The following is a 21,964-nucleotide window of genomic DNA, read 5'->3' as shown; positions in this document are numbered from 1 at the left end:
TCTTCCCATGATCAACGTGACCAATCGTACCAATATTAACATGCGGTTTTGTTCGTTCAAACTTGCTCTTCGCCATCTGAGCTCTCCATTTTCCGTCCAAGCCAAGGACTAAGTTAAAAATTAATTACCAACCTGAAATTACGCGTATTTCTTTTGAATCTCCAAAGCAACAGCCGAAGGCACAGGCTCGTAATGATCAAACTGCATTGTGTACTGTGCACGCCCCTGACTCATAGAGCGAAGGGTATTCACATAACCAAACATATTTGCCAAAGGAACCATCGCATTCACAACCGTTGCAATACCGCGCGCTTCAGTTCCCGAAATCTGTCCCCGACGAGAATTGAGATCACCAATAACATCACCAACATAATCATCCGGTGTAACAACTTCCACCTTCATGATCGGTTCAAGAAGCTGTGCACCAGCCTTCTTTGCTCCATCACGAAAAGCTGCACGAGCAGCAATCTCAAAAGCCAAAACCGAAGAATCAACATCGTGATAGCCACCATCAATAAGTGTTGCTTTTACACCAAGCATAGGAAAGCCTGCAAGAGGACCTGACCCCATAACACTTTCAATCCCTTTTTGGACGCCGGGAATATATTCTTTAGGAACAGCACCACCCACAATCTTCGACTCAAAAATAAAGTCATCACCATCATGAGGCTCAAAAACAATTTTCACACGAGCAAACTGACCGGCACCACCCGATTGTTTCTTGTGCGTATAATCAATTTCCGCCATTTTAGTAATTGACTCACGATAAGCAACTTGAGGCTGCCCAACATTTGCTTCAACCTTAAATTCACGGCGCATACGGTCAACAATAATATCAAGATGAAGCTCACCCATTCCAGCTATAATAGTCTGACCAGATTCCTCATCCGATTTAACACGAAATGAAGGATCTTCGGCTGCCAGACGATTAAGAGCAATACCCATTTTTTCTTGATCTGCTTTTGTTTTCGGTTCAATTGCAATCTCAATAACAGGCTCTGGAAATTCCATCCTCTCCAAAATAACAGGCTTCAAAGGATCACAAAGAGTATCACCTGTTGTCGTCTCTTTAAGTCCTGCAAGAGCAACAATATCACCAGCAAATGCTTCTTCAATATCCTCACGAGAATTTGAATGCATTTGAAGCATACGCCCCAAACGCTCTTTCTTCTTTTTCACAGTATTCTCAAGAGAAATACCTTTCTGAACTTTACCTGAGTAAATACGACAGAACGTCAACGAACCAACAAAAGGATCATTCATAATTTTAAAAGCAAGCATAGATAGTGGAGCATCATCTGAAGATTCGCGTGTCGTCTCAGTCTCAGTCTTCACATCAATACCACTAATTGCCGGAACATCAACTGGAGAAGGAAGATAAGAAACAACAGCATCCAAAAGCGGCTGAATTCCCTTGTTTTTAAAAGCTGTACCACAAAGAACCGGATGAAACTGAACTTCTACTGTCCCCCTACGAATGAGAGAAACAAGCTGTTCATTGGTTGGCATAACACCTTCTAAATAAGCCTCTGTCGCAGCTTCATCAACCTCCACAGCCATCTCAATCAATTTCTCGCGATATTCTTCAGCTTTCTCTCTTAAATCAGAGGGAATTTCACTTATCACCGCCGAGGCACCAATAGAACCATCCCACTTTAAAGCCTTCATTTCTACAAGATCAACAACGCCTTCAAAGTCATTTTCAGCACCAATCGGCAACTGCAAAACAAGCGCTTTAGCACCCAACCGAGAACCAACCATCTCCACACTACGATAGAAGTCAGCTCCTATTTTGTCCATTTTATTAACAAAAACCATACGAGGCACACGATATTTCTCAGCTTGCCGCCAAACAGTTTCCGTCTGAGGCTCCACACCAGCATTTGCATCCAACAAAGCTATTGCACCATCAAGAACACGCAAAGAGCGCTCAACCTCAATCGTAAAATCAACGTGCCCTGGCGTATCAATAATATTAAAGCGACGCTTCCGACCGTCACGCCCTTCCCAAAACGTCGTTGTCGCAGCAGACGTAATCGTAATACCGCGCTCCTGCTCCTGCTCCATCCAATCCATCGTAGAAGCACCATCGTGGGTCTCGCCAATTTTATGATTCTTGCCGGTATAGAACAGAATACGTTCAGTCATCGTAGTCTTACCAGCATCAATATGCGCCATAATACCAAAATTACGATAATCTTCAATTTTATATTCGCGAGCCATTATATTTGCCTTAGTTTAAAACTTCTACCAGCGATAGTGAGAAAAAGCACGATTAGCCTCAGCCATACGATGAACATCTTCACGCTTTTTCACGGCAGAACCGCGATTATTAGCCGCATCCATCAGTTCACCAGATAAACGCTCAATCATCGTCGTTTCATTCCGACCACGTGCCGCAGCAATCAACCAACGAATAGCAAGAGCCTGACGACGATCAGGACGAACATCAATCGGAACTTGATAAGTAGCACCACCAACACGGCGTGAGCGAACTTCAATATGAGGAGCAACATTCTCCAAGGCCCGATGAAATAGAGCCACAGGATCTGTTTTTACTCTTTTTTCTACAGAATCAAGCGCACCATAAACAATACGCTCTGCAACTGATTTTTTACCATCAAACATAATGGCATTCATAAATTTCATAATAACCAAATCACCAAACTTAGGATCTGGATTAATTTCACGCTTTTCTGCTCTATGACGACGGGACATTGGCTTTGTCTCTCAATATTATTTTGGACGCTTTGCGCCATACTTTGAACGACGCTGTTTACGATTCTTGACACCCTGCGTATCAAGCAAACCACGAATAATGTGATAACGAACTCCTGGCAAATCTTTCACACGACCACCGCGAATCATCACAACAGAGTGCTCTTGAAGATTATGTCCCTCTCCAGGAATATAACCAATCACCTCAAATCCATTCGTCAAGCGAATCTTAGCAACTTTACGAAGAGCAGAATTAGGTTTCTTCGGTGTTGTTGTATAAACACGCGTACAAACACCACGTTTCTGCGGATTCGACTGCAAAGCAGGAACCTTATTACGTTTAACTGGCGCTACACGCGGTTTGCGAATCAACTGGTTTACGGTAGGCATGCAACCTTCCTCTTTTCGATCTACATTCGTCTCACCCAATCGGGCTTTTCTATTTCATTTCTATCTACTCCAACAGAATCGGAACAGATATCTAAGTCTACACACAAAATCGGGCACACCTGCAAAAAAACAGTTCACCCGACCACAAGCAGAGAAGGCAATAGCCTTTTGCACTAGCATTTGCTTTTAATCTTCTTAACACCTGTGAATAATTTTCGGTTCATATCCAAAAACACCTGATCATATCCACATCGGTTATGTCCACCTCTAATAGCGAGAACACTTACATTCGTCAAGAACTAAACAGCAGAAAGTTTTTAAAAATGAAAATAAATTAAATTTTAAAACTTTAAATTTGCTTTTACCGCTACTCTTGATAAATCAATTTACCATAGTAATATCCCTATAAATAAAAAAGCAGCAATGTGACTGTAATAAAACATGAATGCAGTAAATTAAATTGCATACTTGATATCTAATGATGAGCGCCATGAAAATAGCAACGTGGAATATTGCTGGAATAAAAGCACGACATGAAACATTATGTCAATGGCTGCAGCAGAGCCAGCCGGACATAGTCTGTTTACAGGAAATTAAAAGTATTGATGAAAATTTTCCACGCGATGCAATTGAAAATTTAGGTTACCATATAGAAACACACGGACAAAAAAGTTTTAATGGTGTTGCGATTCTCTCTAAAAAAACACCAGATGAAGTGATCCGTCGATTACCAGGCAATGATAATGATGAGCAGACACGTTACATTGAAGCTGTTTATTCAACAAACAAAGGTGTTGTTCGTGTTGCATCTCTCTATTTACCAAATGGGAATCCTATTGAGAGTGAAAAATATTCCTATAAAATAGAATGGATGGAAAGATTATATACACATGCAAAATCATTGCTTGCGTATGAAGAACCCCTTATTCTAGCGGGTGATTATAATGTCATCCCCGCTCCATTAGATGCAAAAAAACCTCAAGAATGGTATCAAGATGCCTTATTTCTTCAAGAAACAAGAAAAGTATTTCAACGTATTCTTAATTTAGGTCTTTACGATGCTATCCGGAATGTCACCGATACTCCCTCCTTCAGTTTTTGGGATTTTCAGGCGGGTGCTTGGCCTAAAAATAATGGGATTCGCATTGATCATTTATTATTATCACCAGAAGCTGTTGATCAGCTTATTTGCGCTCATAGTCAAACAGAAGTAAGGGGATATCAAAAACCATCCGACCACGTTCCTGTTTGGATTCACCTTAATATCAATTAAGAAAGTACCCCCCCCATTATGAAACAACAAAAAATTCCACTCAAAAATAATAACTATGCTACACCATGTAAACAGTATATCTTAAACAGCTAAAGTAAAGATAAATGAATGGAGGACATAAATGAAGAAATCATTATTAATGTTTATTGCAGCAACGGCCATTGGTTTCACAAGCGTCGCGCATGCTGAACATGATACTCTTGAAAAAATAAAACGAACAGGGGAAATTACTTTAGGTGTCCGTGAATCATCTGGTTTAGCCTACGCCCTTGGTAATAATAAATATGTAGGTTTTCATACAGAAATGGCAGAACGTATCATTGATGATATCTCAAAAAAAATTGGTAAACCAATTAAAATTCATTATCTTCCTATCACTTCTCAAAATAGAATTCCTCTCTTAAAAAATAAAACCTATGATTTTGAGTGCGGCTCAACAACAAATGATATTGCCCGCAGTAAAGAAGCAGCATTTGCTTATACGACATACATTGAAGAGGTTCGGATTGCTGTAAAGAAAAACTCTAACATTAAATCTCTTGACGATTTAAATGGAAAAACAGTCGCAACGACCACCGGTACAACATCTGTTCAACTTATTCGTAAAAACAAACGTGCAAAAAACATTCAGTTTAAAGTTTTAAAGGGGAAAGATCACGGAGATAGTTTTTTATTATTAGAATCTGGTAAGGCAGATGCTTTTGTTATGGATGCTTCAATTCTTGCTGGACATATTGCTAAATCAAAGAATCCATCTGATTATGTCATTCTTGATACTGTACTTTCAGTCGAACCTATCGCCTGTATGCTCAGATTAAATGACAAAAAATTTGAACAAACAATCAACGATAGTATCGTACGTCAGATTAAAGATGAATCACTTGAAAAGCTTTATAATAAGTGGTTTATGAAACCGATTCCACCTGCTAACACTGTTATGAACCTTCCCTTGTCAAAACAAACAAGATATGCTTGGGATCACCCAAATAATAAGCCTCGAGAAAGCTACACAGAGAAAGATTTATAAAATTTAATAAAGAAGAACCACACTCTTTAAAAATTGAGTGTGGTTTATATTTTAATTCACTTTTTAATAAATTTGGCCTATGTAGATGCGCTTAATTTATTGTCCTATTTGTGAATGACTAATTTGAGGGAATATCAATTAATGGACTTTTCTTTCCTTTGTAGAGATGACCTTACCCAAACACTGGTAACAGGATGCCTAGGAACTCCCGGCGTGAGTCATACCTATTTAGATACACTTCTCGATGGCTTAAAAAATACGGTTATATTGTCTATCACTTCACTTATCTTAGCTGTATTGTGTGGTGTTATTATAGGAACAATGCGCACTTTACCCAAAACATCGATAATCAATTATATATTTCGCACTATCGGTGCTATTTGGGTAGAGATTATGCGTAATATTCCCCTCCTTGTACAAGTATTTTTGTGGTATTTTGTTGTTCCTAAGATTTATCCACCAGCAATGAAATTTTCCCCTATTCTCTTAATAACATGCGCATTAGGATTCTTTACATCTGCACGCATTGCAGAACAGGTTCGTTCAGGCATTGAAGCGATTCCTTCTGGACAACGTTATGCTGCTATGGCAATGGGGTTTACAACTTATCAAAGTTATCGCTATATTATACTACCACGTGCTATACGTACAATTATGCCGCCGCTTACTTCAGAAGCAATGGGCATTGTGAAAAATTCGTCTATAGCATTCGCCGTTTCAATAAATGAGCTCATGCAATTTCAATACCAAGCAATTGAAGAGGTAAGCCATGTTTACGAAAACTATTTGCTTGTTACGATTCTTTATATTCTAATAGCCTTATTCGTATTCATTGTGATGACAGTCATTGAACAAATACTCAAAATTCCTAATTTTCAAACAAAGGGAAATTGAAAATGATGAATTTCATAAGCTCTCAGTTTGGACTTTATTTTCCTTTCAATTTTTCCGACTTTGATTTTTCCTTTTTTACCTTTGATGTATTTCGTTCTTACATTTTATCAGGTTTGCTCTTTAGCGTTTTTCTAACTCTTTTTGCAACGGTATTGGGGTTTGTTTTCGGCACCCTTTTAGCAATGATGCGCCTTTCTTCCATAAAACTTCTTTCTTGGTTTGCAATCGTTTACATAACAGCTATGCGTTCAATACCACTTGTGATGGTTATCTTATGGTTTTTCGTGCTTTTGCCTTTTTTAACCGGTACATCCATCGGTGCAAATAAATCAGCACTCATTACCTTTACCGCATTTGAAACGGCTTATTTTGCAGAAATTATGCGTGCTGGCATAAACTCAGTTTCGCAAGGACAAAAATATGCGGGACAAGCTCTCGGAATGACATATTGGCAAAGTATGTACATTGTCATTCTTCCTCAAGCCTTTAGGGACATGCTACCAGTTTTTTTAACACAAGTTATTATCCTTTTTCAGGATACAACCCTTGTTTATGCAATCAGTGGCAACAGTCTTTTAAATGGTTTTGATATTGCTGCTAATAATTTTGGTGTAAAGCAAGAAGCTTATATCTTAGCAGCTGTTTTCTATTTTGTTATCTGTTTTACACTGTCACAAATAGTTTTGTATTTACAAAAAAAAGTATCCATTATTCGCTAATAGGAAAAAAAATGTCTACTCATATGATCGAAATAAAAAATGTTTCTAATTGGTATGGCGAAATTAAAGTCCTTAAAAACTGTACAACCAACATTAATAAAGGAGAGGTCGTTGTCGTTTGTGGTCCATCAGGATCAGGAAAGTCAACACTCATTAAAACTATTAACGCTCTCGTTCCTTTTCAAAAAGGTGAAATTTGGATTAACGGAGTACCAGTTCATTCAAAAAAAACGAATCTGCCTAAATTGCGAAGTCAGGTGGGAATGGTATTTCAACACTTCGAGCTTTTCCCCCATTTATCTGTCACAGAAAATTTGACAATTGCGCAAATCAAAGTCCTAAAACGAAGCAAAAAAGAAGCACTTGAACGTGGATTGTTGTATCTTGAACGCGTTGGGCTGATTGAACACAAAGATAAATATCCTGGTCAACTTTCTGGAGGGCAACAACAACGTGTTGCTATTGCACGTGCCTTAACTATGGATCCACTTGTCATGCTTTTTGATGAACCAACATCTGCTCTAGATCCTGAAATGGTAGGTGAAGTGCTCGATGTCATGATTAGCTTAGCAGAAGAAGGTATGACGATGATTTGTGTAACCCATGAAATGGGATTTGCACAAAAAGTATCGGAGCGTGTTATTTTCATAGATCAAGGAACAATTCTTGAAGACTGTTCATCTAAAGAGTTCTTTTCTGATCCACAAGCGAGAACACCAAGAACGCAAGAATTTTTGTCTAAAATCTTAAGTCATTAGCCGTTATATTATCACAAAAAGCTATCTCTACTGTAAACTTAGACACAAGACAGTAGAGTTTAATAACGGATGAGAGAATGTAAAAATATTACAATCAGATGTTTAAAAACTGTTATTTTTTAAAATATCAGCAACCAGTGAAATTGCTGTACGTCTCTCAAATTCATTACAAAGAGCAAAAGCCTGTTCTTGCAAAGGGCGAATCCAATTTCTGTCTTTTACATTAGCTTTTTCATAGGCAGCAGTTAACAATGCTGCCCCACGGACAATTTTTCCTTCTTGAAGCAGCATATTTCCAAGCATTGCTTGGGCGGAAGGATTTCCTTTTTTTGCTGAAAGTTGAAACCATCGTGCTGCTTGTATAAGATTCTTCTCCCTTCCCTCTCCCTTTAAAAATATTTTTCCTAAATGATACTGAGCTTTAGGATTTCCATAGTTCACCGCAGCCTGCATATAAAGATGAGCAGCATAAGAAGGATCAGGTTTCACAGGTGATTGAGGAATACCTTTTTTTATATATCCCGCAAGTTTAACCAATGCATCAGAAACATAACTTTCATCCTCTGAACCAAGATCAGCACCTTTTTCAACAATATATGCAAAAAAATGATATGCCTTATAATCATTTTTAGGGACACCATCACCGTTTGCATAGATAGAGCCAAGTTTCCAATTCGCACCAATATGGCCTCTCTTAGCCGCACGACGTAATGCTGCAATAGCCTGATTTATATGCCCATCTTTATAAGCAGACATACCACGTTTAAAAAAATAAAACGCACCATCATTCGCTTCTTGCAAGCTATTGACATCTATTGCATAAACAGTCGAAAAAAATCCCCCTAAAATCACAACAATAGTGGCTTTTTTCCATATCTGAAACCTATTAACCATTTCCCCCCCTATCTCAATTTTAATGATTATATCTGTTACAAATTTCTTTGTAGATATTTAAACCCTTTTTCTTAGTAAAAAGCACACGCGATTTCAAAATAAAAATTTTAAAAGAAAAGATCAATAAATAAAAACCATCCAAAATGTTCGATAAAATTAAGTATCCATTTTTATATATAACAAATTGATTTTTAAATATAAATCATCATCCTATATTTTGTAACACCTCCTTTAACATTCTAGGATTTATTGATTTTAAAATTTTATACGTATGAATAAAAATCGCTCAATAAAATAACGTGCATTAAACAGCAACTTGAGAACGAAGAGAATACATGATGAATGGTAAGCGTTTAAGCATAAAAAACAATACGAAAGATAAATAAATATAATGGTGATCGTTAACTTATAACTTCACAACTGCCTTACCACCTTAAAGATGAATTTTTTTGCCACCGTCAATCTATAAACAATACAGCTTTTTGTTTAACAGATTCCACCTGACATCATTTCACATGGGGTTAATTCATACTTTACACACAAGCCCTACCTCAGAATACTCACCACTACATAAAACAAAAATACCACATGTGTAATTTTACATGCCTTATATTGCTACTCTAAATGATGATGTTTTACAGTAATAAAACAACATATTGATTTATAATAATAATTTACCTTTTTTTGCATGTTGAATGAGTCGCTAGAATATCGTAAGATTCTCTCATTCAAAACCTGTTCCATGTTGAATCAATCAAAACCATCCGCTTGCACATTACAAGCAGAGAGAGCTATGTGGATAAAAATTCTGTGTAAGAAAGAACTAAAAATGCCTCTCATGAATGGTCTTAAGTGCCAAATCCTTGTCCGGATTGGGCGGGATGGTGCCAGCGCTTGTTACTTCACAAGCGTAAAGAAGGGGAGCTCAATGGATTTACCATTATACCATTCATGATTTCCGTCGTGAAATAGGCTCGGGTACCTTAAAAGATGTTCCTTTAATGATAAACATAAAACAATGGATTTCAGTAGAGATTTTATGATCGTTCATGAAAAACTAACAAAAGAAAAAGTTCCTTTAAAGAAGATCTACACCAGCCCTAATGGTATGAAATCATCCATCAAAAAATAAAAAGTTGAAATCAATCCAACCGCTCTAAAGCAACAAATATTTTCTTCTGCGCTGCACGCAGTTCTACAACCCTGTTCCGTTCACGCTCAACAATTTCTGCTTTTGCATTTGCTATAAATTTGGGATTGTTTAACTTAAGCGATATTTTTTCAATATCTTGTTCAATTTTACTGACATCCTTCCTCAAACGAACACGTTCAGCCTCCAAATCAATCAACTGTCCTAATGGTAAACAAAAAATAGCCTCTCCCAAAATCATTTGTGCCGATACTTCCGGAACTTTATCAGAGAAATCAATAACTTCAATACGCGCTAATTTTTTAAGAAGTGCATCATAACGCTTCACACGCTCTCGCGTTACTTCCCCTCCTTCAACAACAACAAGAGGTGCTTGTGTAGCCACTGGAATATTCATTTCAAAACGTACAGACCGAATCCCTGTAACGACATCAATAAGCCAATTAATATCATCAGCAGCTTCTTCATCTATCAATGTTTCCTCTGGCCATTTTGTCAATGCGAGCATATCCTCACGCTTGATGGCTTGCGTTTCTGTAAGAGACCACAACTCTTCCGTCATATGGGGCATAAAAGGATGAAGAAGTTTATAAACTTCATCTAAAACCCAAGCAGTACAAGCTTGAGCCTCATTTTTAGCATCTTCATTTTCCCCCTGAAAAATAGGTTTGAGAAGCTCCAAATACCAATCACATAATGTATTCCAAATGAAACGATAAAGTGTGGCAGCTGACTCATTAAATTTATAGTGTTCAATACCAGTCGTCACTGCTGAAATCGTTTTAGATAACTCTGTTAAAATCCAACGATTAAGCGCCAGTTTTGCTTGTTCTGGCTTAAAAGTTGGATCATGCTTCACACCATTCATCTGTGCAAATCGAGTAGCATTCCACAATTTCGTAGCAAAATTACGATAACCAGCAATACGGGAAGCATCAAGTTTTACATCACGACCTTGTGCTGCCATAATAGCTAAAGTAAACCGAAGCGCATCAGCACTATATTGATCAATAAGCTCTAAGGGATCAATAATATTTCCCTTTGATTTTGACATCTTCGCACCCTTTTGATCCCGAACAAGAGCGTGCACATAGACCGTTGGAAAAGGAACGTCACCCATAAAGTGAAGTCCCATCATCATCATACGAGCAACCCAGAAAAAAATAATATCAAATCCTGTCACAGACAAAGATGTTGGGTAAAAAGTAGATAATTCAGTCGTTTTATTTGGCCATCCTAATGTTGAAAAAGGCCAAAGAGCTGATGAAAACCAAGTATCTAAAACATCCGGATCACGAATTAATTCAACAACCTCACCATAATGAGCATAAGCTGAATCTAAAGCCTCTTTTTCACTTTTTTCAACAAAAACCGTCCCATCAGGACCATACCAAGCAGGAATCTGATGTCCCCACCACAATTGGCGAGAAATGCACCAAGGTTGAATATTTTCCATCCAATTGAAGTAAGTCTTTTTCCAGCTATCAGGAACGAACCGCGTTTTGCCTTGTTGAACAGCCTCTATCGCTGGCTTTGCTAATTCAGCAGCATGAACATACCATTGATCTGTCAAAAACGGCTCAATAGGAACACCACTGCGATCTCCATGAGGAACCATATGGGTATGATCGTCCACAGAGGCTAAATATCCCTGTTCTTCCATCAAAGAAACAATCTTCTGGCGTGCAACAAAACGATCAGATTTATCGAGATTTTCTACTAACATTTTTAATTCATCTGATAAAATCAAACCATCAAAAAATGCTTCATTTTCACGAAGAAAAATCTCTGCTTTTTGGGTAAAAATATTGATCAAGCGTAAATGATTACGCTGTCCTACTTCAAAATCATTAAAGTCATGAGCTGGTGTGATTTTTACAGCACCACTTCCAGCTTCAGGATCAGCATGCGTATCACCAACAATTAATAACCTACGACCAACAAGTGGCAAAAGAGCACTTTTACCGATAAGATTTTTATAACGCTCATCTTCAGGATTAACGGCAATTCCTGTATCACCAAGCATTGTTTCTGGTCGTGTTGTCGCCACTGTTATAAAAGTTGTCGCATCATTTGGATCAAAAATTTTACCCTCAAGTGGATATCTAAAGTGCCACAAATGTCCTTGAACTTCTTTTTGCTCAACTTCAAGATCTGAAATAGCTGTCAACAATTTAGGATCCCAATTGACGAGGCGCTTATCCCTATATATCAACCCTTGCTTATAAAGCGTGACAAAGACTTCACGAACTGCCTGCGACAACCCCTCATCCATTGTAAACCGCTCACGCGACCAATCACATGAAACCCCAAGGCGACGCAACTGGTTTGCAATAACGCCTCCAGTTTCATAACGCCACTCCCAAATACGCTCAATAAACTTTTCTCTCCCCATTTCTTGACGCGTTGGCTCTTGGCGTTCTGCAAGTTGACGCTCTACAACCATTTGTGTAGCAATCCCAGCATGATCCATACCAGGCTGCCACAAGACATTTCTGCCACGCATCCGCTGAAATCTGACTATTATATCTTGAATTGTCGTATTGAGCGCGTGCCCCATATGAAGTGAGCCCGTAACATTAGGAGGTGGAAGCATAACGCAAAAAGGCTCTGCATCGCTTTTAGAACCAGCTCCCACTTTAAAAGCCCCACGAGTCTCCCATCTCTTTGCAACCCGTTGCTCTATAGAGGCAGCATCATAGTTTTTTTCTAACATTCTATCCATCCATAACGCCGCTGAAAAACACAATACATGATCAAATCCCGATCAAAAACCCGTGATTTTCAGCCATTCACTAGAGAGCTCGCAAAATCGCAAACAAAATTCTCATAAAATGAAAAACATAAGAATAATTAAGATGATTTTTTAATCGCTTTCACAATCTCTTCACGCAAAATATCTTCCAGCAAAATAGGCAATTTAGACTGTAACCATTCTGCTATAGCCGGACGCAACACATCCTTTGCAATCTTTTCTGCAGAAGAAATACAATATGCTGACAATTCCACATGACCATCCCCTCTAGCTTCTGACTGTGATTTCCTTATCTCATCTTCATATTCTTTTGCTTTATAAACAGAATTCCGTTCTTCAGAAGAAAGCTTCATCTTTTGCATATCCATACCAACTGTATTATTTTCTGCCTCTATATCCTCTTTCTCTTGCGTTATCTTCCCCCCTTGATTTTCAGAAGAAAGACCAATACGATCAGCTAAAGCTTTCATAGCATCATCAACCGATAAGGTTGTATCATAAATACCCTCTGATGCAGCTTCTGAACGACCTTCCGAAGCATTCACTGCAACATCTTCATTTAAAAAGTGATCAGATTGAACCGCATTTTCTTCGATTATTTCACGAATAGATGTTAAAATTTCATCCATACTTGGCTCACGTAACACGCTTGAACTCTGTACCATACTTTACAACCTCTCAAAGACGCAACAACAAATAGAATCATACTTTCAGTGTATGCAAAAGAATCATAAGATCAACATGCCTCCCGCGATATTTTCAAATATGCTTGTCATAAAGAGGGCGCTACACACAGTTTTCTACACTTATAAAAATAACATCTCACCGTTCTATTTTTAAACATATTCAACTATTGATTTACTAATCTTTTAAAAACTAAAATAATTTAAGATTAAAGAGATACTTTTATGCATTATCGGATATATTTAATTGTTTTTAAACCTAAATAATTTGCAGTCAATCTACCAATAGAAGATTGAACACTATAGCTTGCCACAACAGCATTACGCTCCGCCATTGCAAGCGCAATCTGAGCATTAATCAATTGAGTACGAGAATTTAAAACATCCAGCGTCGTTGCTTGCCCTACGCGATTTTCTTGAACACGGCCTTTCAGAGCAATTTCAGCAGCACGAACACTTTCACGGTAAGCAATAACAGATGAGCGCGCGCCCTCTAACTGAAACCAAGCAGAAGTAAGTACTTGCCTAGTATTACTATGCGCCAAATCGAGTTGAAGCTGCGCCTGTCCAAGCTGTTCCCTTGATTGACGAATTTGCGCAGAGGTACGCCCTCCTTCAAAGATTGGGACACTTACTGACAATCCTATTGATTTAGAAACTCCATCCTCTCCAGCACCGCTGTAGATTCGATTATAAGATGCTGTTGCAGAAAAATCAACTTTAGGGAGCAATGCTCCTTCTTTCGCCTTTACATTGTAAACACTCGCATCGACTAAATATTTAGCATAAAGGATTGCTGGATGCATCACAACGCTCATTTGGTAAGCCATATCAAGGTTGACGGGAAAATCTTTGGCTACGGGTGGGCGTTTTAACTTTTCAGGATCAGAACCAATAACTTGTCGATACACTGCCTCTGCTGCTTTTACATCAGCACGAGCAAGACTCAGCTCTGAAACAGCCACGGAACGTGCAGCTTGAGCTTGAGCAAGATCAACATGCCCTCCTTCACCCACATCAAATTTTGCTTTATTGGAACGAACTTGTTCTTCAAGAGCTGCCAAATTTTCTCTCCGAAGATCGGCAACACGACGTGCGTGATAGACATTAGCATAAGCGGTCACTGTCTCCAGAAACGTATTTTGTTCAACATTACGAAGATATTCACGCTGAGCCTGCAACTTAACTTGAGCTGAAGAAAAGATATTTTGCGTGATAAAACCATCAAATAATCTTTGATTTAATCTCACGCCTATAGATCCAGAAGTGACATAAGGACCTGTAAAAGGCTTATTCCGACCATAGCTCCCAACCCCCTCAACTTGAGGCAATAACCCTGATCGCGCAATGACAACATCATCACTGGATATACGCACAGCTGCACGTTCACTATTCAACTTAGCATTATACTTATAAGCCTTAGAAAAGGCATCCATCAATGTTTCAGCACAAACAGTATCTGATAGTAAAATACTCAACACCAGTAATAAACACACCTGAAACTTCTTGTTTACTCTAAACACAATACACACAATAACAAACCCCAAATAAATTATAAAATTATCTTTTATTCACAAAACAAACAAGCACTAAAACACAAAACCAGGTGTTTTTAAAAAACAAGGAAGAGGCTTTACAGCGAGGTTAAAAGCACGACGCGTCGAAATGATTCCATCTTCTTTTATATAGATTTGTGCAACAGCAGCATTTCCGTACCCTTCAACCACAACAAGACGTCCACAGTCTTTCATTTGATCAAAGATACCTTGTGGAATAAAATCAACAGATCCCTCAATGAAAATCACATCATAAGGTCCCTCAACGGCATACCCTTTCTCTAATGGCCCCTGAACGACAACCACATTATCACATTGATTACGTTCTAAAGCTTCAAGAGCACGTTCAAAAAGAGATTTATTACTTTCCAACGCAATCACAGACCCTGCAAGTTTTGCAAGCAACGCTGCACAATAACCACTATTTGCACCAATATCTAAAACAACATCTGATGATTTTACAGCGGCAAGCTGTAGTAATTTCGCTAGAGATGCAGGTTTCATCAAATAGCGTGCAGGAACCCCATCTTGTACTGGACATAGAACAATGTCGGTATCAAGATAACTCAATACTTTCATATCTTCCGATACAAAATCCTCACGAGATACCGTTAAAAACGCTTCAAGAACTGATAAATCCGTTACATCAACTGTACGAATTTGATTGTCAACCATTTTGCGACGAAGCTCAGCAAAATCTGCAACCATAACGAATCTTTTCTCCTAACCTACAAAAAATAAACAAAACAGCGACAATGATCTCTTAAACTATGAGCGTTACGAAAAAGGATGCTCCAGTCAACAATTAGATTTTAACTGTAGATCTCTCATAAAAAAGTGTCTTCACAACTATAGAGGGAAATAATCTATTTTCCTATACCTCATCTCCCCTAAAAGCCGTTTCTTTTAAAATCGGCTGGAGGCCTCGCCCGGAATCGAACCGGGATACAAGGATTTGCAGTCCTCTGCGTAACCATTCCGCCACGAGGCCTCGTCAACAAACATAAAGGTTTCAATAAGGGAAGGCAACGCATCCGTCAAGGTGTAGAAATCTTCTCTCGCCTTTTTTCCTCTTATTACACAATTTATCATATTTTTTTAAAAAAAGTAATTTTATCCTTTGCAAATCAGTATTGCTTTGCTATAGCCTTTTCAACTAAATGATTGGGCACCATTCCCCGGTAGCTCAGCGGTAGAGCAACCGGCTGTTAACCGGTTGGTCGCTGGTTCGAATCCGGCCCGGGGAGCCACATTTTTTCTATCACAAATAACTTATTGATTTTCCATATATTTTTAAAGTGAGAGATTTGTTAATAAAAGCTATGGAATAAGGTTTTTACAATAAAGTAGAAACGCAATATCCTACGGGATGTGTTTTTTTCAATGAACGCAAAAAACCATTGATTCATTTTAAAATAGCACAAATTAAGATTACTTTTTTCAAACTACCGCGCCTCTATCAGAGAGCGCTGCAATTATTTGCACATTATAAAACAGGGCTTCTTTCACGAGAAGGAATTATTAAGCTCCATCAGCAATGAAAAAGATCTCATATAATTTTTTGTCCAAGGAAAAAATGATTTGTACTCCATAAAGCAATTAAACTTAAAAACCTGCTCATGAAGCAATCATTTTGAAAAATGGAAGAAACAACAATCAGGGCATATATTATCTCCATACATCCCACATAACCGCCTCCCCATCTTAAAAGCAAAAAACATCAAACAAGTCTGTAAACATTCCGGCGTCTTATCTAACAGGTTGTTCCTCCTGCTAACCACTTCAACGCTTTACAAACAACCTTGCCCTGGATATTTCATCCCACTGTCATAAAACATTTAATACATAAAGTCTTATAGGCTTTATATCTTCTCAAATAATAGTGTTTTAAAATAAAAACCAAGGTAACAAGCTAAATTGTTAAGAATCCTGAGAAAGCCTTCAGAAATCATGAATTCTTGCTATTGTATTATGCAGTCACACGCTTTTCTAAAGAGATATCTCTTAAATTCCCCCCAAGCCCATTTCACAATGACTCCCGTAAATGATATAAAATGAAATCGATTAATCATCCCATCTTTATTTATAATAAAAGCCATACCATCATACTATTTTCCAACTCTCAATCTTAGGAATACCCCTTGCCTTTGAAAGAGTTTATAAGAATCATTTTATTTATTTCTCAAATGTTTATCTATACGATAATTTCACATATAATGTACAAATGAATACTTTTGATTGATCCACATAAATAGCTTAAAAATGAAAAATTTTTACGATATAATGAATTATTTATATATAAAACAATGGCTTATTATTAGAAATCAATTTTTAAAATTAAAAGTTATCATTAAAGATAAAATACATCTTTTAAAAAATAATTTTATATAAATAAAATCTATTTTCATTCCCATTTTAAAAAATGGAAATAAAGAAAATAAATAATCGCCTCTACAATAATAATTTCTTTTTAAAAGATTTTTAAATAATCCAAACACTTAGAGGTTTTCATTTCTTAGAAATGAAAACCTCTAAAAGACCTTCTTATTTTGGCAAGAGTATTTTTTACCTCTTTTCAATTGAGAATAAATCAACAAAAGTAAAAAATCTCCAGTACATAATCTTTTTTCAAGACTTTATCTAGGCTGCCTTCTTAACTGATTTTCGAAAACGAAAAGGCTTTGCACGCTTTGCCACCGCTTTTGCTTTTTTATGCCTCTCATTTGGAGATGAAGAATTCTTCCGCTGCAACTGTGCGGCATCATCTTTTCGACCTAAAAACTGTTTTTGACGTTTAGATTTCTTAAAACGGCGTTCCTTATCGTTTTCTTTTTCTCTACTTTCTGGCAAAATTGGCTTTTCTGGAAACGCTGCAAATTGTTCTGGAACTGACTCAACCGCCAATTTCATACGAATCAAGCGCTCTATAGCACGCAACCGTTCCCTTTCTATCTTCTCATCAAAAAGTGTAAGTGCTTCACCAGATGCACCATTACGTCCTGTACGACCAATACGATGTACATAACTTTCAGCTTCATCTGGTAAGTCATAATTAATAACGTGGCTTATCCCTGGTATATCAATACCGCGTGCAGCAATATCTGTTGCCACAAGGATCTGCACAGATCTTTCACGAAAAGCTTTTAAAGCAGACTGGCGAGCACCTTGTGATTTATTCCCATGAATCGTTGCGACTGAATATCCTATCTTTGCCAAACTACGTGTAACAGAATCAGCCCCATGTTTAGTTCGGGTAAAAACAATAACGGAATTAAAAGCTGGATTTGTCAAAAGTTTACTTAAAACATTCTTTTTTTCATTCGTAGGAACACAATATAATTTTTGGCAAATCTCTACAGCCGTAGTACCTTGAGGAACAACTTCAATTTTAACAGGATCATTGAGTAAACATTTTGCAAGCACAGCAATTTCCCTCGGCATTGTTGCAGAAAAGAGTGCAGTCTGACGCTCTTGATGCAAAAGCTTTGCAATTTGCTTGACATCATGAATAAACCCCATATCCAACATACGGTCTGCTTCATCCAAAATCAAAAAACGAGATTGGGAAAGATCAACACACTTTTCACGAACAAGATCTCTCAAACGCCCTGGAGTCGCTATCAAAACATCCACACCTGCTTCCATACGTTTAATTTGTTTTAAACGTGACACGCCCCCAAAAACAAGACATGTTGAAAGATGAGCTCCCTTCGCCACAGTGCGAATCGTTTCATCAATCTGGACAGCAAGTTCACGCGTTGGAGCTAAAATCAAAGCGCGTGCAGTTTTAGGACAGCGTTTATCACCCAAAGCCAAAATCTGACTTAAAATAGGTAAACCAAATGCCAAGGTTTTTCCAGAACCTGTCTGAGCAACACCTAAAATATCGTGTCCTTTCAACATTACTGGAATAGCTTGTTCTTGTATAGGTTTAGGTTTACTCATCCCAGCAATGAGTAAATTTTTAATCAAAAGAGTAGGCAAACCTAACTTTGTAAAAACATTTTCTTCTTTTATAGGCAAAATACAATCTTTCCTCAGCTGAAGAACTCAAAACAAGTAACCAACTGAACTCTCCACTCAAGAATCCGCGCAAGAGAAATCCCTGACATTTTAAATGAAGCAACGCTTAAAAAGCAGCTTGCGCAGCTCATGAGCACCTTGAAATCAAGATAAAGGCGTATAAACTTCACTTTACAAAAAGCCAACAAACCAGCCTAAATGCCTTCATCCCCATTATCCTTGGATTATGATAAAAAAGCAAGAACTTTACGAAATACATTTATCATGAATAAAAAAACAATATTTAGATCGTTTACTTTTTGATGATTGTGTCCATCGGTAAATGTACCTTGATAAAATCAGGATAAATCTCGAGAAAAACTGGATTTTGTAAAGTTTTTTGACCGCCATAAATTAAATACCATTGGGTTTTATCAAAAATCGCCAAAGTTTTATATCGAATGATGCGATCCTTCATCTCAAGAACTGTTGGAATTAAAGCATACAAAGTACCGTTATCAGTTTGTAAATACTCTATATTTTCTTTATCTAAATAATAAGCACCAGAAGGCAAATCCTCAAATTTCCTATGCAACTGTTGAAGAAAATCACTACGTAAAGCACTCTCTGTTGTATTCAATCGATGTGCCATCTCTTTATAAAGTCGCTCAGGCATATAACGAGAAATAGGTGTAAAATCCCTATTTTTTATAGCATTATTGACATCAACAACAACTCTTGAAAGTTCAGCTTTTTGTATTATTGTGGGCTGAGATGCTAAACTCTGTTGATTAACAATCAAAAAGAAAAATAGACTCAGCACCAAATAAAAAATAGGTTTCATCATTGTACTTCTTGTTTTAGTAAAATTTCAGTTTCTCAAATAACGAAATCAAATAATGTTTGATCATCAGTAATATCACGATAACGCCAACCTAACGCTTGAAATTTTTCCTCTAAAAGACAAAAATTACCGTATTTTTTTGTTTCAATCGCAACCAATACAGAACCAAAGTTTCTCGCTGATTTTTTAAGATATTCAAAACGTACGATATCATCATCTGGTGATAATGTGGAAAGAAAATGACGCAATGCACCAGGATGTTGCGGAAAACTAAAAATAAAATATTTTCTCAACCCTTGGAAACGTAAAGAACGCTCTTTAATTTCTGGCAAACGCTCAAAATCAAAATTACCTCCTGAAATAACGAGAAGAATTTTTTTCCCCTTTAACTCTTGAGGAGGAATACTGTTAAGCGCGTCAATCGATAAAGCACCAGCCGGTTCAAGGACCACACCTTCAACATTAAGCATTTCAACCATCGTAGAACAAACACGATTTTCAGGAACCGTAATGACAGAATCAGGGGAAAATTTCTTTAGAATTGTATAGTTTAGCGCACCAATTTCAGCCACAGCAGCACCATCTACAAAAGTGTCAATATTTTCAAGCTTGACGCGTTTTCCACTCTCCAAACAAGCAAGCAAACTTGCAGCTCTTTGCGGCTCAACAAAACGAAGCTTTGTTTTCCAACCATATTCATGTAAAAACTTGCTCACTCCACTTGCCAAACCACCCCCCCCTACCGGCACAATCATCAAATCTGGCTCACTTTCTCCATTGAGTTTTTTCCATTGTAAAGCAGCTTCACAGAGCACTGTTGCCTGCCCCGTAATAATGCGAATATCATCAAAAGGTGGAGCCATTACACCACCGCTCTCCACGACAAAGGATTGCGCAGCTTCATAACATTGATCAAATGTTTCACCAATCAAACGAATATCAATGAATTCTTTACCAAAAATACGTGTTTTCTCAATTTTTTGTTGTGGCGTTGTCATAGGCATAAAAATCACGCCTTTACGTTTAAAATAACGACAAACAAAAGAAACCCCTTGCGCGTGATTCCCTGCTGAAGCACAAACAAATGCAGAATCTGGTGATAGACTGCTCAGCATTTCTGAAACAAAATTGAAAGCACCACGAATCTTATAAGACCGCACCGGTGTTAAATCTTCACGCTTTAAATAAATTTCTGCATCATACTTTTGACTAAGAAAATCATTTCTTTGAAGTGGTGTTTCAGCAAACACGTGATGCAATCCCACCATAGCTTTTGTGACGTCTTGAATAAATTGACTCATAACACTAATCATTTCATGCTTTATTTACATTATAAAAGCTTTTTCTAGCGATAAAGAAAACTATTGTCAGTCAAAATTTTACTAAAAAAATGAAAAATGTTTCTTTTGTCATTAATTCTTGATTCAATAAAAGATATAGCTTATGAGAGAACTCTCATCGCGGACGTGATGAAAACGGTAAACATAGCAGACTTAAAATCTGCCGGTCAAAGACCTTGCGGGTTCAAGTCCCGCCGTCCGCACCAGAATATCTTAATTCCCCTTATTTCCCAATGATTTATTAAAAATCAACAAAAATCAAAACACCTTCTCAACCACCTTTCGCAACTCCATTATAACGCTATCAGACGGCACCACGATGGTGGTAAAATACGAATCATTGCTGCTTTTTGAAGTACCTTTTTAGCACTTTGAACTCCTCCTCGTCTTTTAGGGTGGAGAGGCAGTCAATCTTGATTTTCTCATCCTTAAGGATGAGGAAATGAGTCATGTTTTTAACGTTAAGCAGCTTTCACAACAGGGCTCGATAAAATTCGCTTAGCTTCTGTTGTAACTGGTTTGTAATGCTTAAACTCTTCTTCAAGGTCATTTGCATCTAACAAATGCCTCATCAATAATCCTAAGATTTCTCCAACACCAGCAGCATCATTCACGCTCTTAACAGGAGTAAGATAATACGAAGAAAAGTAAGTGAGGTATAGAATGGAGATAGATCTGAGTTTAGTAATAGCAGTTGTTATCTATTTTATTGCTAATTTGGAGTTGGCTTATACTCTTCATAACTCTTGTAAAACGACGCAAAGGCTCAGAAAAGAGATAGATGAAAAAAATAAAATAATACATACACAAAAAGATGTAATTCAAAAACAAGAAGAATCAGTTCGAAGATTAACTGCTTCTAAGATTATTTTTCCTCTAATGGCAGTAAAAAATTTGGCCAAAAAGTAGTTTTAAGTATTTTCTCACAAACATTTTTTCATAACAGGCAACCACAACACGC

Annotated in this window: 18 protein-coding genes, 3 tRNA genes and 1 pseudogene; 8 read left to right on the top strand and 14 right to left on the bottom strand. The window is 37.5% G+C overall.

What is annotated here, in order from left to right; all coding sequences use genetic code 11:
- From ACFIJ8_RS06805 to rpsL, 4 genes and pseudogenes are all read right to left on the bottom strand, one after another.
- Positions 1–76: pseudogene (locus tag ACFIJ8_RS06805) on the bottom strand (elongation factor Tu); the annotation flags it as partial.
- 62 nt (positions 77–138) lie between these two features.
- Positions 139–2,223 (bottom strand): elongation factor G, encoded by a 2,085-nt coding sequence (gene fusA / locus ACFIJ8_RS06800; RefSeq protein WP_015856588.1) that lies wholly within the window; start codon positions 2,221–2,223, stop codon positions 139–141.
- 24 nt (positions 2,224–2,247) lie between these two features.
- Positions 2,248–2,718 carry a 30S ribosomal protein S7 gene (gene rpsG / locus ACFIJ8_RS06795; RefSeq protein WP_015856589.1) on the bottom strand — a complete coding sequence of 157 codons (471 nt, stop codon included), beginning with the start codon at positions 2,716–2,718 and terminating at the stop codon, positions 2,248–2,250.
- Positions 2,719–2,736: 18 nt separating this feature from the next.
- The gene (gene rpsL / locus ACFIJ8_RS06790) at positions 2,737–3,108 is read right to left on the bottom strand and encodes a 30S ribosomal protein S12 (protein ID WP_005773262.1); all 372 of its coding nucleotides are present in this window, start codon (positions 3,106–3,108) and stop codon (positions 2,737–2,739) included.
- Positions 3,109–3,598: 490 nt separating this feature from the next.
- Here rpsL and xth point away from each other — a divergent pair, with 490 nt between their 5' ends.
- The 5 genes from xth to ACFIJ8_RS06765 all read left to right on the top strand — a co-directional run bounded on the left by xth (position 3,599) and on the right by ACFIJ8_RS06765 (position 7,779).
- Positions 3,599–4,381, top strand: coding sequence for an exodeoxyribonuclease III (xth, locus tag ACFIJ8_RS06785; protein ID WP_015856590.1), 783 nt, complete (start codon positions 3,599–3,601; stop codon positions 4,379–4,381).
- A gap of 121 nt (positions 4,382–4,502) precedes the next feature.
- Positions 4,503–5,408, top strand: a complete 906-nt coding sequence (locus ACFIJ8_RS06780) for a transporter substrate-binding domain-containing protein (protein ID WP_273788552.1) — start codon at positions 4,503–4,505, stop codon at positions 5,406–5,408.
- A gap of 141 nt (positions 5,409–5,549) precedes the next feature.
- Entirely contained in the window at positions 5,550–6,302 is a 753-nt protein-coding gene (locus tag ACFIJ8_RS06775) for an amino acid ABC transporter permease (RefSeq protein WP_273788551.1), read from the top strand.
- Positions 6,303–6,304: 2 nt separating this feature from the next.
- The gene (locus ACFIJ8_RS06770; protein ID WP_273788550.1) at positions 6,305–7,021 is read left to right on the top strand and encodes an amino acid ABC transporter permease; all 717 of its coding nucleotides are present in this window, start codon (positions 6,305–6,307) and stop codon (positions 7,019–7,021) included.
- An 11-nt stretch (positions 7,022–7,032) separates the two neighbouring features.
- On the top strand, positions 7,033–7,779 hold the full coding sequence (locus ACFIJ8_RS06765) for an amino acid ABC transporter ATP-binding protein (RefSeq protein WP_015856594.1): 747 nt from the start codon (positions 7,033–7,035) through the stop codon (positions 7,777–7,779).
- Between the two features lie 102 nt (positions 7,780–7,881).
- On the opposite strand, the gene ACFIJ8_RS06760 is transcribed toward ACFIJ8_RS06765, so the two are convergent.
- The 6 genes from ACFIJ8_RS06760 to ACFIJ8_RS06735 form a co-directional block, all read right to left on the bottom strand.
- On the bottom strand, positions 7,882–8,673 hold the full coding sequence (locus ACFIJ8_RS06760) for a tetratricopeptide repeat protein (protein WP_375629756.1): 792 nt from the start codon (positions 8,671–8,673) through the stop codon (positions 7,882–7,884).
- Positions 8,674–9,815: 1,142 nt separating this feature from the next.
- Positions 9,816–12,539 (bottom strand): valine--tRNA ligase, encoded by a 2,724-nt coding sequence (locus tag ACFIJ8_RS06755; protein ID WP_375639248.1) that lies wholly within the window; start codon positions 12,537–12,539, stop codon positions 9,816–9,818.
- 137 nt (positions 12,540–12,676) lie between these two features.
- A complete protein-coding gene (locus tag ACFIJ8_RS06750) occupies positions 12,677–13,243 on the bottom strand; it encodes a DUF2497 domain-containing protein (RefSeq protein ID WP_375619594.1) in 567 nt (188 codons plus the stop codon).
- 248 nt (positions 13,244–13,491) lie between these two features.
- The gene (locus ACFIJ8_RS06745) at positions 13,492–14,817 is read right to left on the bottom strand and encodes a TolC family outer membrane protein (RefSeq protein ID WP_375639251.1); all 1,326 of its coding nucleotides are present in this window, start codon (positions 14,815–14,817) and stop codon (positions 13,492–13,494) included.
- A gap of 33 nt (positions 14,818–14,850) precedes the next feature.
- Complete coding sequence (locus ACFIJ8_RS06740) at positions 14,851–15,525, bottom strand: protein-L-isoaspartate O-methyltransferase (protein WP_375639247.1); 675 nt, start codon at positions 15,523–15,525, stop codon at positions 14,851–14,853.
- A gap of 209 nt (positions 15,526–15,734) precedes the next feature.
- Positions 15,735–15,808, bottom strand: a tRNA-Cys gene (locus ACFIJ8_RS06735).
- Positions 15,809–15,992: 184 nt separating this feature from the next.
- On the opposite strand from ACFIJ8_RS06735, the gene ACFIJ8_RS06730 reads away from it, so the two are divergent.
- Positions 15,993–16,067 (top strand) — tRNA-Asn (locus ACFIJ8_RS06730).
- A 1,390-nt stretch (positions 16,068–17,457) separates the two neighbouring features.
- Here ACFIJ8_RS06730 and ACFIJ8_RS06725 read toward each other — a convergent pair.
- The 3 genes from ACFIJ8_RS06725 to ilvA form a co-directional block, all read right to left on the bottom strand.
- The gene (locus tag ACFIJ8_RS06725; RefSeq protein WP_273788545.1) at positions 17,458–18,840 is read right to left on the bottom strand and encodes a DEAD/DEAH box helicase; all 1,383 of its coding nucleotides are present in this window, start codon (positions 18,838–18,840) and stop codon (positions 17,458–17,460) included.
- A 292-nt stretch (positions 18,841–19,132) separates the two neighbouring features.
- Positions 19,133–19,663 (bottom strand): hypothetical protein, encoded by a 531-nt coding sequence (locus ACFIJ8_RS06720; RefSeq protein WP_375636234.1) that lies wholly within the window; start codon positions 19,661–19,663, stop codon positions 19,133–19,135.
- A 35-nt stretch (positions 19,664–19,698) separates the two neighbouring features.
- Positions 19,699–20,976 (bottom strand): threonine ammonia-lyase IlvA, encoded by a 1,278-nt coding sequence (ilvA, locus tag ACFIJ8_RS06715; protein WP_026500531.1) that lies wholly within the window; start codon positions 20,974–20,976, stop codon positions 19,699–19,701.
- A gap of 147 nt (positions 20,977–21,123) precedes the next feature.
- Here ilvA and ACFIJ8_RS06710 point away from each other — a divergent pair.
- Positions 21,124–21,209, top strand: a tRNA-Leu gene (locus ACFIJ8_RS06710).
- Positions 21,210–21,464: 255 nt separating this feature from the next.
- Here the strand turns inward: ACFIJ8_RS06710 and ACFIJ8_RS06705 are convergent.
- Entirely contained in the window at positions 21,465–21,617 is a 153-nt protein-coding gene (locus ACFIJ8_RS06705; RefSeq protein WP_273788544.1) for a hypothetical protein, read from the bottom strand.
- Between the two features lie 49 nt (positions 21,618–21,666).
- Here ACFIJ8_RS06705 and ACFIJ8_RS06700 point away from each other — a divergent pair, with 49 nt between their 5' ends.
- Entirely contained in the window at positions 21,667–21,912 is a 246-nt protein-coding gene (locus ACFIJ8_RS06700) for a hypothetical protein (protein ID WP_375639246.1), read from the top strand.
- The last annotated feature ends 52 nt before the right edge of the window (positions 21,913–21,964 follow it).

It is taken from the genome of Bartonella sp. MF74HXZ, from assembly GCF_042194445.1.
Classification (GTDB): domain Bacteria; phylum Pseudomonadota; class Alphaproteobacteria; order Rhizobiales; family Rhizobiaceae; genus Bartonella; species Bartonella grahamii.
This window is presented reverse-complemented; position numbering and strand designations above follow the sequence as displayed.